The following is a 14,586-nucleotide window of genomic DNA, read 5'->3' as shown; positions in this document are numbered from 1 at the left end:
GATCTAAGCACCGATTAGGCAATTATAATCATTGAAGGCAACACAATGAAAAAATTTAGTTCTCCGATACAGTTAGAAACACCGAGATTAATTTTAAGACAATGGCAAGCGAGCGATTTAGATGCTTTTGCACATTTAAATGCAGATCCAGAAGTGATGTTGTATTTTCCATCTACACTGAGTAAACAACAAAGCGATCTTTTAGCAGAAAGATTTCAACATCTTATCGCAAGTTATGGCTGGGGTATGTGGGCTGTCGAGTTAAAAGAAAATCAACAATTTATTGGTTTTGTTGGATTAGCTGACCAACCAGAAAAGTTCTGTTTTTCACCCTGTGTTGAAATTGGCTGGCGTCTTGATCGACCTTATTGGAATAAAGGTTATGCAACAGAAGCTGCTAAAGCTTGCTTAACATTTGCATTTGAGCGATTGGCTTTAAAACAGATCGTCGCATTTACAGCTATGTCCAATCGACCTTCTGAAAAAGTGATGCAGCGATTGGGAATGCAGTATGTTTGCTCTTTTCAACATCCAGCTTTAGATGCGCAACATGCGCTAGCAGAACATGTACTTTATCGTATATCCAACCCAAACCTTTAAAAAGTAAACATGCTAAGATTCAAACATCAGCAAATAATAAACAAGTAAGGATGCCCATCAACGATGATTTATGAATTATGTACGGATCGACTCTTGCTTCGACAATGGCAACCTTCTGATTTAGAAGCTTTTGCAAAAATAACCTCCAATCCTGAAGTTATGCAGTTTTTCCCCAAAATATTAAATCGCCAGCAAAGTGATGAATTAGCCAATCAAATCAAATACCTTATTGAAATCAAAGGTTGGGGGCTTTGGGCTGTTGAACTATTAGAAACTCAAGAATTCATCGGCTGCATCGGGCTACATCCACAACCTTCAAAGTTTGATTTTTCACCGTGTATCGAAATTGGCTGGCGACTTGATCCTAAATTTTGGAATCAAGGTTATGCAACTGAAGGTGCTCATGCCTGTTTACGATTTGCTTTTGAAGAATTGGGTTTTGAAGAAATTGTTGCTTTTACTGCAAAACATAATTTTTCTTCACAAAAAGTCATGGAAAAAATCGGAATGCGTTTTTCACATGACTTCTTGCATCCTGATTTTGATGATCATCATCCACTACGAGAGGAAAAGTTATATCGAATTAAAAAACAGGATTTTCAAGACTAAGAGATCTTACTTGGCAATGCTCTCTAAAAAATCACGATGGATATGACTTAAATCAATCAAATCTTGCTTTTCAAGCTCCAGCACCTGCCAAATTTCAATAAAATCTTCTTTTAAATCAATATGGCTTGAAACAGTATGAGCCGCTTGCCATTGCTGATCTGATATCCATAGATAAGTTTGATTGGTTTGGGTATTGATTGCTTGGACTTTTCCTTCAGCATTAATTCCCAAGACCTTCCCCGCTTCAGGCAATGTCGCCTCAATTTTGGGTAAGCTAAATTCTACAAAATGCTTAATTTGACGTAAGCCATAGCCCTTAAAAATCTCTTTTTGAGCTTCAGTCAGTTGCTTATATTTTTGTTCAAGTTCGGGGATCATTGAAAGACCTAAATTTTTTGCAAAATTGAATCAATAAAAATGTATTTGATAAATACGAAACTTAGATATACATGAGAGCATTTTTAAAAACAATTATCTATTCGACTTTTTTCTGTGCTAAATGTGTCTAATCTGTGTGCATGTTCTCAATGATGAGAAGTTTTTAACAACTTAGATGGACTTCCGTCATCAATCGAATGTACTCACGAACATGCAGCTGTTCTTCTTTTCCTCAACAATCTAATTATTAGAATAAAGAATAATATACAAGTTAGGATTAGATATATATTGCCATGAAATAAGTGATGTCTATAGCCATCAAAAATAAATTTATATAATCGTTCTTGTTGAGTATAACCAATAAAGGCTTTGCCAAAAAAATAACTTAAAATGAAAGAATATAGTCCCGTAAAAACGAAGAACGCTAAAATCTTATTGAATTTATCTTTTATCCAAGTAGTAGAATTAAGGCTCAAGGACGCAATCAGTACACTAAAAATTATCGAGTAAAGACTAACCCAATAGTTATATTCATCCATTTAACCACCTAATGCCTTTTTGATAAATGGTTTATTTATAAATCAATTTCTGAGTATTATTTACATCAATGATATACTTAAATACTCAGCATTCTTATTTTCCATCAAGCTAAATATTTACAAAATGTTTAGTTATTCTTATCAATAAACCAAATTTCACATGAATTAAAAACTATTCAACGTTGTTTTACTTATTTTTATTTTATTTTTGCAGCTGATGCTCTTGGGTGTGCTTGATCATAGACTTGTGCCAAACGATCGAAATCGACATGCGTATAAATTTGAGTCGTGGTTAAATTACTATGCCCTAACATTTCTTGAACCGCTCTTAAATCACCACTATTAGACAACATATGACTGGCAAAACAATGTCTCAGTAAGTGAGGGTGTAAATCAACATTTACTCCTGCTCGTAAGGCTTGATACTTCACACGATTTTCAATTTGTCGAGGTGTAATACTATTGCCACGTTGCGTAATAAAAACAAAAGCATCTGGACTAAATTCGCCTTGCCAAATTCGATAAACTTTCAACCATTCGACTAGACTCTCACGCGCCTTAGAGCCAAAGGGAACGATTCGAGTTTTATTGCCTTTCCCTGTGATCCTTAATAAATGCCGATTGAAATCAATATCACGAATCGTTAAACGCTGAATTTCTGCAAGCCGTAAACCACTGGAATAGAGCAACTCAAGTATCGCTTTATCTCTCACCCATAATTGCTTTTCTACTGGTTTTTCGGGTTCTGCTTGATCCATGATTTGATTGATCGTTTCTATATCAATCATCCCAGGTAATGGTCGAGGTTGACGTTTCAATTGAAAATCATCAGCAGCATTGATTTCCAAGTAACCGCCTTGTTTTGCCCATTTCATGAATTGACGAATCGAAGTCAAATGGCGCTGTAGACTACTGGTGGAAAGCTGATCATGTTCAACACGATAAGCCACATATTCACGTAAGTCTGATGCTTCTACTTGTTTTAATTCAAGCTGTTTGTCATAGCAGAAATCAATAAAATTCGATACATCTCGAAAGTAAGCATCCAATGTATGCTCAGACTGATTTTGAATTTTGCGATCTTTCATCCACATTGAGAGCAATTGCATTGCACCGTATTGCATAAGCTCTCCTTATTTAAAGTAATTTTGACTGATGAAAAACATACCTAGAATTAGTCTTTTAACAAAGTATTGACTAGACCATCAACCACATCAGCCATTTTATTTAAATTAAGCTTTTCAACCGTATCCTCTGGAGTATGGTAATGCTTATTTCTAAAAAATGCCGTGTCGGTAATCATAATAGCAGGAATATCGAAACGCCAATAATTCAAATGATCAGAAAAATCCACACCTTTGACAAATGATGGTGCAATGAGTCTTTGGCAATCCAAACGCTTTAGATTTTTCATAGACGAACAATATTTTTCACCTATTGCGCGTGAGCTAAAATCACTCACAGCACCAATAAAATTTGCATGTTTGGGATAAAATGCAGCCAATCCTGATGGGTAATCTTGCACATTTTTATGATCGAAATACCCGATCATTTCCAAAATATAGACCGCTTGAATTTGATCTTTCTGTTTTAATATTGACTGGGCGTGGATAAAACTGCCCATGTGTTCTGTACGGAAGTAAGGCGGCTCTTCCAAGGTATAAAACACAAAATCAATATTTTGCTTTAACTGGCGTCGATTTGTTGCCAAAATTCGAGCCGTCTCTATCAGTCCAACAACGCCAGAGGCGTTATCATCTGCACCTTTGAAATTACCATAAACATCATAATGCGCCCCAATAATCACTTTTTTGGCATGTCCCATTTGCAAATGACAAACCACATTACGATAGTTTTTTCCATCAACCGCGTAAGTTTGATATTCACATGGAATAGAAAACTGTTCGACTTGTTGTTTAATAAAGGCAGCAACGCGATCCAGCTCTTGTATATTTTGATAATTTCTAAAAGCTTGAGGATGAATCACTTGTTTTAGGTAGCTATTAAGCCGATCAGGTTCAGCTTGCTGAATATTGAGAGGCTGAGCTGCCATAGCCCATATTGGGAGTATAAAGCTCAGTACAAGCATCAGGATCATTTGTTTTAAAATTCTAGTCATTAGACAATGCATCAACATAGATAAACTCAATAAAAGTTATGCAATAAACATCATTAAAAAAACAGCAATAGGAAAAACAGTTTTTGTTGTATGCCTGAGGATAACCAATATCACGTTATAATGGCGTAATTCCAGCGTTTGAAATTGTTAATATGAAAATCCGTATTCTGACTATTGGTCAAAAAATGCCTGCATGGGTACTAACTGGTTTTGAAGATTATTTCAAAAGAATTCAGCCTTTTGTACAAACTCAAATTATTGAATTACCCATGGCTAAACGTGGCAAAAATGATTCAGAAGCAGATATTTTAAAATACCGTCAAATCGAAGGTGACAGTATTCTTGGTCAACTCAAACAAGGTGAAACATTAATTGCGCTTGAGGTAGGTGGTCGTGAATTCAGTACAGAAAAACTGGCTGAAACCATGAAAAGTTGGATGCTCGAAGGTAATGATGTCGTGCTTGCAATTGGTGGACCCGATGGTCATTCAGAAGCAGTTCGCAAAGCAGCGGCGTGGCACTGGTCGCTTTCTAAACTAACACTTCCTCATCCATTGGTGCGTGTCATGTTAATCGAACAACTGTATCGTGCGATGAGTATAAATCATAACCACCCTTATCATCGTGCAGGTTAATTTTAGGAATATCGATTTACACGCCTAAATATCTTGTGATCGATAATTTCAGCTTTAAAGAATATGTTGTATTCATGCAACAGGATATTGAAGTAGAACACTGACGCCCAATTATTCATTGAGTTAGAATGGACTTTTGATTTATTCAACGATCATTTAGGCGCAAAGATATGAACTTACAAACACTTCCCGGTTTATTTATCTCACATGGCTCACCCATGCTTGCACTAGATCCCGAACAAGTTGGTCCTGCTTTACATCGACTTGGGCTAAATCTTCCCGTACCACAAGCGATCGTTGTGATGTCAGCACATTGGGAAAGTGATGCACTGGAAGTAAATACAGGTGTACGACCTGAAACATGGCATGATTTTAGAGGTTTTCCTCAAGCACTCTATGAGATGCGTTACCCTGCACCGGGAAATCCTGAACTCGCCGAAGAAATTTTACATTTACTGGCTGAAGCTCAACTCTCTGCGCATGCAAATAGTACACGTCCACGTGATCATGGCGTTTGGATGCCTCTGTTACACATGTATCCTGATGCAGACATTCCAGTGATTGAAATTTCCTTACCGATGACCATGAATGCTGATCAGATCTATGCAATTGGTCAGGCGCTTCGCCCATTACGCGAAAAACAAATTTTACTGATAGGCTCAGGTAGCATTACACACAATCTAAGAGAGTTATCTTGGCAAGATCAAAATAACCGTGTTCCTCAGTGGGCTTCAAGCTTTAGAAATTATGTCGTAAGTAAATTAAATCATAGTGATTATGATGCAGTATTGCAGTGGGACGCTTTACCCTATATCGAAAAAAACCACCCTACGCTCGAACATTTTGCACCACTCTTTTTTGCAATGGGAACTGGGCATCGCTTTAGTATTGTACATAGCAGTTTTTCGATGGGTGCATTAGGTATGGATATTTATCGCTTCGACTAAATTGCTGAATTGGCTCAAATTCATTACAATTGATAACAATTTGTTAAGTATTGTTTAATTTTTAGTTATATGGATACATTTTGAAACCGAACTAATAAACTGTCTCCATATCTTTTTATGGACAATGCTTTATCCTGTGCCTAGTTTTCAATAACGTGAATAGAATATGAAATTCAAATATTTAGCTTTAGCTGTACTTCCTTTAGCGCTTGCTGCTTGTCAATCGGGTGATATTCAAAAATTAGGTGATACCGCTGTGAAAGTATTACAACAACAAGGTACTGCTCAACAAACTTTAAATGCTTATCAGTGGTCATACCAACCAGCTGAAACTAAACAACCGATTGTGCTTAACTTTGCTGATCAACGCTTAAGTGTCGCTACAGGTTGTAACCGTTTAATGACAAGTGCAAAAGTTGAAAATGGCTTGCTTGTTACAGGCAATATTGCATCTACAAACATGATGTGTTCACCTGAATTAATGAAGCAAGAAAGCTTTGCTGCTTCATTGTTCCAAGCAGGCAAGACTGCTTTTGTACTTGACACAGCCAATACTGAAAGCCCAACTTTAACTTTAGTGAATGCGACAGGCGGTAAAGTTGTGTTTACAGGTAAAATGACACCTGAAACGAAATATCAAAGCCAAGGCGAAACTATTTTCTTAGAAATTAGCCCAGAAACTAAAGAATGTTCTGCTGGCGTGATGAAAATGCAATGCCTTCAAGTACGTGAAATCAAATATGCTGACAACGGCGTAAAAACTCAAGTAGACAAAGATTGGACATATTTCTATGACCAAATCGAAGGCTTTACACATAATCCAGGTGAACGCCAAGTTGTACGTTTAAAACGTTATGAAATTAAAAATCCTGCTGCTGATCAGTCTAAATATGCTTATGTGCAAGACATGATTATTGAGCGTGAAACTGTAAAATAATTTAATGAAAAGCTGAAGTTAAACTTCAGCTTTTCTTTTTGAGTTAAACCTATTGATATAACACCTAACTTAATTTACTTATTTAAAAGATTAAATTGTTTGATTCCTTATTTAAAAATCTAAAATTATTCAGCAGGCTTTTAATTGATTCACCAACATACTCAATCACAACTGATTCAAGTTATCGCTGATCTACCTTTGTAATCAATACTTTTACTTAACATCAATACATGGTAAATACGATGAATTATAAATTAAGCCCTGTTCTACTCTTGCCTTTGTTGATGATTGCATGCACAAAACAACCTCAAACTGAGTCCAAAGCCCCTGTTGAAACTCAAGTTACACAACAGCATGCAACTAAAAAACAGCCAACGACAATGATTTTTTTAGAAGTTAGTCCAGAGACCAAACCGTGTGAAGGCGTAGCACCACAAACATGCCTTTTAGTTCGCGAATTAACTATCAATTCAACAGGAGAAAAAACATATCTTGAAAAACAACCGAGTTATTTCTATGACAGCATTGATGGTTTTACACACAATCCTAAATTAACCCAAATTATTAAAGTAAAACGTACCGAGATTTTGCATCCAGCAGCAGATCAATCTCAATACCAGTATACGTTTGATTCAATTGTTGAAACGACAGCTCAACCTTAAAGAAAAATTGTATCTTGATCAAATAAAAACCGAGCTAATCACTTAACTCGGTTTAAGAAAAAATTTTGATCTAATTCGAAAAATCGCTTCTCTATATTAGAATACACCTTGCGCTAACATTGCATCAGCAACTTTTACGAAACCAGCAATATTTGCACCGTTTACATAGTTAACTGTACCGTCTTCTTGCGTACCATATTTCACACAATTACGATGAATTTCTTTCATAATGGCATGCAAGCGCTCATCAACCTCTTCAAAAGTCCAACCCAAACGAATTGAGTTTTGAGACATTTCAAGTCCAGAAGTTGCTACACCACCTGCGTTCGATGCTTTACCTGGCGCATAAAGAATTTTAGCTTCAACAAATTTTTCAACAGCTTCAAGTGTAGAAGGCATATTTGCACCTTCAGCAACACAGATTACACCGTTTTCAAGCAACACTGTGGCATCATCTTCATTCAATTCATTTTGTGTTGCGCATGGCAAAGCAATATCACATGGAATTGACCAAGGACGTTGACCTTCTAAGTATTCAAAGCCATGTTTCGAAGCAAATTCGGAAATACGTCCACGTTTTACATTTTTAAGCTCCATCACTTCTGCAAGGAGTTCGTTGGTAAAACCATTTTTTACATAGACTGTACCATTCGAGTCAGAAAGAGAAACTACTTTTGCACCCAAGTACATTGCTTTTTCTGCTGCAAATTGAGCTACATTTCCTGAACCAGAAATAGCGACAGTTTTGCCTTTAAAGCTATCCCCACGAGTTTTAAGCATTTCTTCAGCAAAATAAACTGTACCAAAACCTGTTGCTTCTGGACGAGCCAATGAGCCACCAAAAGACAAGCCTTTACCTGTAAATACACATGAAGTGTCATTGCTGAGTTTTTTCATCATCCCAGCCATATAACCCACTTCACGTCCACCCACACCAATATCACCCGCTGGAATATCGGTGTTTGAACCTAAATGGCGATAAAGTTCGATCATCAATGCTTGACAGAAACGCATGATTTCGCCTTCTGACTTACCTTTAGGATCAAAGTCAGAACCGCCTTTACCACCACCCATAGGTAATGTGGTTAAAGCATTTTTAAATGTTTGTTCAAAACCTAGGAATTTTAAAATCGAAAGATTTACAGATGGATGAAAACGCATACCGCCTTTAAATGGACCAATTGCAGAATTGTATTGGACACGGAAAGCGCGGTTAACTTGTGTTTGACCTTTGTCATCTACCCAAGAAACACGAAATTGAATAGCACGTTCAGGCTCTACAAGACGCTCAAGCAAACCTTGTTCAGCATACTCTGGGTTCTTTTCAATAAATGGCCATAAACTGGTCATCACTTCTTCCACAGCTTGCAAAAACTCTGGTTGATTCGGATCACGTGCTTTTACGTAATTTAAAAAGTCATTCAGGCTACTATATTTCAACGTTCATTCCTCAGCAGAAAATGATACAAAAAAGGTCAAACTTTTCAATAAAATGATAAATTTTGGCGCAAAGTATTTAATCGCTTTTGTGGACAATCCACAACCTTTTTTCAAATGTTTTTTCAAATAATATTTAAATTCAATATGATAATTTCTAATCAAGCTATAAAAAATAGTCTAATTATTGGCATTTTATTCCATAAAATACACCTTAATTTTGATCTAAATTAGCGCATTTTTAGCGCTAATTTAGAGCAAAGATTTTCAGCATAAAACATGCTAAAATCCGCATCATCGCTACGCTTTTCCCCAGCTCTTATTTATTTTTGCTTAAAGTCTTTAGTCACATGAATTCATCTCTCTCCATCATTCAGCAAATAGATGCAATTTTGCCTCAGACACAATGTGGACTCTGCGGTCACCGTGATGGATGTTTACCCTATGCCAAAGCCATTGTGGAAGGTGAAGATGCCAATAAATGTGTTCCCGGGGGACAACCTGTTGCTGACGCTTTGGCAGAATTGCTTCATCGAAATAAACTGATTGCAGAACCGAGTGTGTGGCCAATTCAAAGCGATGGTCGCCCGCAACGGATGAAGGCAGTGATTCGTGAAGATGAATGTATCGGATGTACAAAATGTATAAGTGCTTGCCCTGTAGATGCCATTATTGGTTCAGGAAAATTAATGCACACCATACTGACAGATCTTTGCACAGGCTGTGAGTTGTGCATTGCGCCCTGCCCTGTAGACTGCATCGACTTAGTTGAAGATATTCAACCCATCCCAAATAATGAGCAACGCCTACTCGAACAAAATGATTTACGCAGTCGCTACTATGCGCATATTCAACGTGAAGAAAAACAGCGTATTCATCGTAAAGGTCCTGTAGTTCGTGCAGAGATTGATACAGAGTTATTTGCACAGATTACTCAAAACAGTCAGTCTTTACCGACGATTGAAATCGTAGAAGCACCTCAAAAGAAACCCATCGTTACAGATGCGAAAACCACCATTGAACTGGCTAAACTACGTACACAAATTAAAAAATTAGAAAAACAGCTCAGTGTTCGAGCCGATCAAAATAAGCAAGATCAACTTGACCAATTATTACGACAATTATCTGTTTTACAAGGAGAAAGTGAATGACTGTAAAAAATATGACAAAAAAACAGATTCAAATTTTCTTTGAAAGACTTCGTGAACAACGTCCAAATCCAAAAACTGAACTGAATTATTCCACACCATTTGAACTTTTGGTTGCTGTAACACTATCAGCTCAAGCAACAGATGTCAGTGTCAACAAAGCCACCGATAAATTATTTCCTGTTGCCAATACTCCTGAACAAATTTATGCATTGGGTGTGGAAGGCTTAAAGGAATATATTAAAACCATTGGTTTATATAATTCCAAAGCAGAAAATGTCATCAAAGCATGTAAAATTTTGATTGAGAAACATAACAGCCAAGTTCCTGATAATCGTGCTGATTTAGAAGCATTACCCGGGGTGGGACGTAAAACAGCAAATGTTGTCTTGAATACAGCCTTTGGTCAAGCCACTATGGCTGTAGATACACATATTTTCCGTGTAGGTAATCGCACAGGGCTTGCAGTAGGTAAAAATGTGCTTGAGGTTGAGCATCGTCTGATCAAAGTCATTCCAAAAGAATTTATCATCGACTCACATCATTGGCTCATTTTACATGGTCGTTACTGTTGCATCGCGCGCAAGCCAAAATGTCATGAATGTGTGGTATCAGACGTTTGTAATTGGCCTGACAAATATGAGTTTGGAGCGACAAAAGAAATCAAATCGGCTTAATTCAACCAGCCGCACCATTGATAGCATCGAAGATTTGATTAATCATTGCTTTATTATCACCTGAGTTCGATAAAAAATCCTTGATGAAATATGATACTCGGAAACGTCATCCGCAACTGTTCGAGGCAGGACTACTTTTATAAGATATTGTTTCTGCGACTGATTAAATATCTTGCTGGTGGATGACGAGTTTTGCGGTGAGCCGCAGGCTGATCCAAAAAATGGATGAAAACTCAGCAAGACTCCGCACAGATTTATTTTTTTCAATAAGTTAAAGGTATGGTTGCATCGAACTCACGTTATTATAAAATTTTTATGCTAAAATAATGACTTAGTATAATTTCTATTAAATTTGATTGAGTACCTCTAACGGCACCCAACCTGATTGCCCATCAGACGATCTACTACACCACATCCAACCATTTAATTGCTCTTCGCCGACCAATAGATCGCCCTGATCTACATTTAACTCTTTCGCTGTATAATCCGCTTTTGCATAGCCTTGAAGCTTATCAACCCATTCAATGATTTGTGCAGGAACCCAGCCCTCTAATCCGTCATCAACTTTGCAGAAATACCAATTGTCCCAATTCTCCGAGCCTTGATATTTTTCTCCTATCTTTAGCAAAGTCCCCTTTGAAAAAGTAATCGGCGCTATATATTCACTTCTATGTTTGGCTATGGCAATCCATTTCATTTTGATCGTCTTTTTATAATAGTGTGCTTTAAATATAACATGTAGCTTGATAGAAAAAGTATTTATAATTATTTGCTTACATCTTTCAATCAGCAAAACTCATCTGTTTTGAATATTGAACATCCATGATGGATAAGAATGTATTTACCCCTTAGCATTTGTCCTTGATGCTTTATTTTTTATTTTCCAAATCTTTCTTAATTTTTTCGAGTCGTTTCCATTCCTCTGCCACTTGAGGATGAACTTGGTATTCACCTGTTTTTCTCATCTCGCGGCGTTGTTGCATTTCTTCTTTTTGCGCTTTGCGTAACAATTTAAAGCTCATATACAACAAGCCCAATAAAACCAGAACACTGATAATGACCAAGGCAATTAATAAAAGCTTCATGCTAAATGTCACGCTAACAAAAAAAGAGACCTAATATGAATCAGGTCTCTTCGATTGTCAAAACTTTAAGGTCAAGTTTTAACTTAAAGGATTATTTATCTAAAATAGCAAATAAATCTTTTTGAACGTCTTCGATTCCACGCAAGCCGTTTAATTTATTATAAGTCGGTGCATTTTCTCCAGAAGCTGCACGACCTTGATAGAAACCTACCAATTGTTCAGTTTCATTGTGATAAGAACCTAAACGCTTGCGAATGGTTGCTTCTTCATCATCTGGACGTTGAACAAGATCTTCACCTGTCTCATCATCTTTACCTTCCACTTTAGGTGGATTATAGATCGTATGATAAACACGACCAGATGCTGGATGTTGGCGACGACCAGAAAGGCGTTTTACGATTTCTTCATCAGGCACTTCTATTTCGATCACATGATCGATCGTGATGCCTTCATTTTCCAAAGCTTCAGCTTGCGGAATCGTACGAGGGAAACCATCGAAGATACAACCATTCACGCAGTCAGGTTGTGCAATACGTTCTTTTACTAGACCGATAATAAGCTCATCAGATACTAGACCGCCTGACTCCATTACACTTTTAGCTTTAAGACCTAATTCAGTACCTTCACGAATCGCAGCACGGAGCATATCACCGGTTGAAATTTGTGGGATATTGTAGCGCTTACAGATCAACTGAGCTTGTGTACCTTTACCTGCTCCAGGTGGTCCGAGTAATATAATGCGCATAAAAAAACATCCTCATTTAAAACAATATTTATGATACCGTTTGCCATGACAAATTAAAACTTATCATCGTAATGGCATCAAATTTATAAGAAAGCCACAAATAAATGTATTAAACCAGCAAAGAATCCAGTGACACCACCCAGTACAATCAAAATCCATTCGTCTTCCTGAAATGCAGGACGTAACAAATTTTGAAACTCTTTCGGCGTTAACTCTCTAATCCGCTCTTTAAACATTTGAAAAATTTTCTGTGCACGGCTCGCATTAAACGCTGGGTCGCAAACAGGCACCATCGTAATTTCAATTGATCGATCAATCAAGTCTGTCTTGAGTTTTGCATACTCTTTAGGTCCCAAAGACAATTGTAAAGACGTACGAACCAATGGAGTTTCCATAATTTCGTTAATATGACGCTTCACAATACGGCGCGTTTTATCTTTCTTTGGACCATACATCATTTCTGTCATGATCGATTTTAACGTAATGAGGTCTTCAGTCACTACACTTGCAAAGACTTCTGACACTTCTTCTTGGCGTTTCATAAACGCGCCCTGAACATTATATGTGCCTATTCGAGGAATAACAGGTTTAATCCATGGAAATTTTCGATTTTTTGTACGTTCAAAAAATTGTGGGTAACGAATGTAATGCGGTTCTATAGGGTTAAATACCATCCAGATTGCAATCCAGTTGGTGAGAAACCCCCACACTGCTGCAAAGAACGGAACAGTCCAATGTTGTGGTACAAAAACGTACACAAACATTTGAAAAATACCAAAAAAACTTCCAATAACAGCACTAATATGCCAAATAAAATTAATTTCTTTCTGACCGACTTTTAAAAACATACGCACCATCAAACGGCGGTCACCTTCCATTTGATTGACCACCATATCACGCATATTGACCAGTGACTCAACGTTCATGGTCAGTTCGGTCACAAGTTCTTTTAAGGTACCTGGTAATTGCTTATGTGCTTGACCATAAATACGACGCTTGATGGAATAAGGTAAATTTTCCCATAATACAGCATTGCGATCCAACATCACTTCATCGATCAGATGCTCAAGTTCAAAACCGACTTGCTCACCGATGATGCGCGCCATATCTTCTGGATCCATTGCATCCAGGAACTCACGCAAAGAACCCAATTTAGATAAGGTATTGTCGGTAATAATGCCAGAAATTCGTCCAGCTTTACGTGGCACAATGCCTTGCCAACCTACGGGTAAAGGACCTAAATGAAATCCCCAAAACGTAATTGGATAGAATACCATTTTCAGTGCCATCCAAACGTGTGCCCAAGTTACAAAGGCAGTCACAGGAATGATACTTAAGATAGCAAGATGATCGGGTCTAGCCGTAAAAGCGTGCCACAAACCATTAACGTATTCCAACATGCATGACTCTCGTATTTATTTCTATTGGCGGTCGAAGGATCTGTATAAAATCATAAAATTTTAAAAACCTACACTTAAAGTATAAGCGAATTGTATCTGAGGGCGAGTTTCCAAGATCATATCTCCATTTTTATTATGAAGTTCACTTCCTGCACCCATACCCACACTGAATGTACTTATACGTTCTTTATTCAATAAAACATAAGCGATATCAGCCCCACCACCATATTGAACCTCATCACTTCCGTCTACTTTTTTACTTTTAAGTGAGCCACCATACAGTCCCACATAGAATCCATTTTTGTCAGTGCCATTTAATGCAACAGGAATTCGATAACCAACTTGTCCAGCAAATGCATTGTCACCATTATAAAAAGCACCTAATTTGGTATAGGCAATTCCATAAGGGTTGACCCACTCAGCATTGAAGTGAACGATTTGTTGAGTCACACCTGCACCAAAGTTCCATTTAGATGCATCCTCAGGCTTAATCTTCGCCTCTGGTAAAATTCCCTTCAAATCTGGCAAATATTCTTTAACATCAGCATGCGCGAAGTTTCCTACAGCAACTAATATTAATAAGGGAAATATTTTTCTCATTATTTTCTCCATTACCCCTAACGTTAACTTGGGTCGAGTTCTTTATCCTTAATGCTCGACTTTAACAG

17 protein-coding genes are annotated in these 14,586 nt (G+C 37.3%); 8 read left to right on the top strand and 9 right to left on the bottom strand.

Features of this window, described 5'->3' with window-relative positions; all coding sequences use genetic code 11:
- The first annotated feature begins 45 nt into the window (after nt 1-45).
- Nucleotides 46-600: a GNAT family N-acetyltransferase gene (locus TOL5_RS06090; protein WP_121774722.1), complete on the top strand. Its 555-nt coding sequence runs from the start codon at nt 46-48 to the stop codon at nt 598-600.
- Nucleotides 601-663: 63 nt separating this feature from the next.
- Nucleotides 664-1,209, top strand: a complete 546-nt coding sequence (locus TOL5_RS06085) for a GNAT family N-acetyltransferase (RefSeq protein WP_004829386.1) — start codon at nt 664-666, stop codon at nt 1,207-1,209.
- A gap of 6 nt (nt 1,210-1,215) precedes the next feature.
- Here the strand turns inward: TOL5_RS06085 and TOL5_RS06080 are convergent, their stop codons facing one another.
- The 3 genes from TOL5_RS06080 to TOL5_RS06070 form a co-directional block, all read right to left on the bottom strand.
- Nucleotides 1,216-1,587, bottom strand: a complete 372-nt coding sequence (locus TOL5_RS06080) for a hypothetical protein (RefSeq protein WP_004829387.1) — start codon at nt 1,585-1,587, stop codon at nt 1,216-1,218.
- A 736-nt stretch (nt 1,588-2,323) separates the two neighbouring features.
- Entirely contained in the window at nt 2,324-3,220 is an 897-nt protein-coding gene (xerA, locus tag TOL5_RS06075) for a site-specific tyrosine recombinase/integron integrase (protein WP_162987692.1), read from the bottom strand.
- A gap of 80 nt (nt 3,221-3,300) precedes the next feature.
- The gene (locus TOL5_RS06070) at nt 3,301-4,215 is read right to left on the bottom strand and encodes a M28 family peptidase (protein WP_392390145.1); all 915 of its coding nucleotides are present in this window, start codon (nt 4,213-4,215) and stop codon (nt 3,301-3,303) included.
- A gap of 182 nt (nt 4,216-4,397) precedes the next feature.
- Between TOL5_RS06070 and rlmH the strand changes: the two genes are divergently transcribed.
- The 4 genes from rlmH (at nt 4,398) to TOL5_RS06050 (ending at nt 7,426) form a co-directional block, all read left to right on the top strand.
- On the top strand, nt 4,398-4,880 hold the full coding sequence (gene rlmH / locus TOL5_RS06065) for a 23S rRNA (pseudouridine(1915)-N(3))-methyltransferase RlmH (RefSeq protein WP_004829391.1): 483 nt from the start codon (nt 4,398-4,400) through the stop codon (nt 4,878-4,880).
- Between the two features lie 170 nt (nt 4,881-5,050).
- Nucleotides 5,051-5,827 carry a dioxygenase gene (locus TOL5_RS06060; protein WP_121774719.1) on the top strand — a complete coding sequence of 259 codons (777 nt, stop codon included), beginning with the start codon at nt 5,051-5,053 and terminating at the stop codon, nt 5,825-5,827.
- Between the two features lie 166 nt (nt 5,828-5,993).
- Nucleotides 5,994-6,764 (top strand): META and DUF4377 domain-containing protein, encoded by a 771-nt coding sequence (locus tag TOL5_RS06055; protein ID WP_042087556.1) that lies wholly within the window; start codon nt 5,994-5,996, stop codon nt 6,762-6,764.
- 242 nt (nt 6,765-7,006) lie between these two features.
- Nucleotides 7,007-7,426 (top strand): DUF4377 domain-containing protein, encoded by a 420-nt coding sequence (locus TOL5_RS06050; protein ID WP_042087557.1) that lies wholly within the window; start codon nt 7,007-7,009, stop codon nt 7,424-7,426.
- 96 nt (nt 7,427-7,522) lie between these two features.
- Here TOL5_RS06050 and gdhA read toward each other — a convergent pair whose 3' ends face one another.
- Nucleotides 7,523-8,866 (bottom strand): NADP-specific glutamate dehydrogenase, encoded by a 1,344-nt coding sequence (gdhA, locus tag TOL5_RS06045; protein ID WP_042087559.1) that lies wholly within the window; start codon nt 8,864-8,866, stop codon nt 7,523-7,525.
- Nucleotides 8,867-9,213: 347 nt separating this feature from the next.
- On the opposite strand from gdhA, the gene TOL5_RS06040 reads away from it, so the two are divergent.
- Together TOL5_RS06040 and nth are read left to right on the top strand one after the other, a co-directional pair.
- A complete protein-coding gene (locus TOL5_RS06040; RefSeq protein WP_042087562.1) occupies nt 9,214-10,014 on the top strand; it encodes an RnfABCDGE type electron transport complex subunit B in 801 nt (266 codons plus the stop codon).
- Nucleotides 10,011-10,688, top strand: coding sequence for an endonuclease III (gene nth / locus TOL5_RS06035; RefSeq protein ID WP_046761589.1), 678 nt, complete (start codon nt 10,011-10,013; stop codon nt 10,686-10,688). Before TOL5_RS06040 ends, nth begins: the two co-directional genes overlap by 4 nt.
- Before the next feature lie 346 nt (nt 10,689-11,034).
- Here nth and TOL5_RS06030 read toward each other — a convergent pair whose 3' ends face one another.
- The 5 genes from TOL5_RS06030 to TOL5_RS06010 form a co-directional block, all read right to left on the bottom strand.
- The gene (locus tag TOL5_RS06030) at nt 11,035-11,385 is read right to left on the bottom strand and encodes an SH3 domain-containing protein (protein ID WP_046761604.1); all 351 of its coding nucleotides are present in this window, start codon (nt 11,383-11,385) and stop codon (nt 11,035-11,037) included.
- 172 nt (nt 11,386-11,557) lie between these two features.
- Nucleotides 11,558-11,773 carry a hypothetical protein gene (locus TOL5_RS06025; protein WP_121774718.1) on the bottom strand — a complete coding sequence of 72 codons (216 nt, stop codon included), beginning with the start codon at nt 11,771-11,773 and terminating at the stop codon, nt 11,558-11,560.
- Nucleotides 11,774-11,864: 91 nt separating this feature from the next.
- Entirely contained in the window at nt 11,865-12,518 is a 654-nt protein-coding gene (gene adk / locus TOL5_RS06020; protein ID WP_004829407.1) for an adenylate kinase, read from the bottom strand.
- A gap of 83 nt (nt 12,519-12,601) precedes the next feature.
- The gene (locus tag TOL5_RS06015) at nt 12,602-13,918 is read right to left on the bottom strand and encodes a membrane protein (protein WP_005032908.1); all 1,317 of its coding nucleotides are present in this window, start codon (nt 13,916-13,918) and stop codon (nt 12,602-12,604) included.
- Between the two features lie 60 nt (nt 13,919-13,978).
- A complete protein-coding gene (locus tag TOL5_RS06010) occupies nt 13,979-14,518 on the bottom strand; it encodes a hypothetical protein (RefSeq protein WP_005032911.1) in 540 nt (179 codons plus the stop codon).
- Between the last annotated feature and the right edge of the window lie 68 nt (nt 14,519-14,586).

This window comes from Acinetobacter sp. Tol 5, assembly GCF_019702905.1.
Lineage (GTDB): Bacteria > Pseudomonadota > Gammaproteobacteria > Pseudomonadales > Moraxellaceae > Acinetobacter > Acinetobacter bereziniae.
This window is presented reverse-complemented; position numbering and strand designations above follow the sequence as displayed.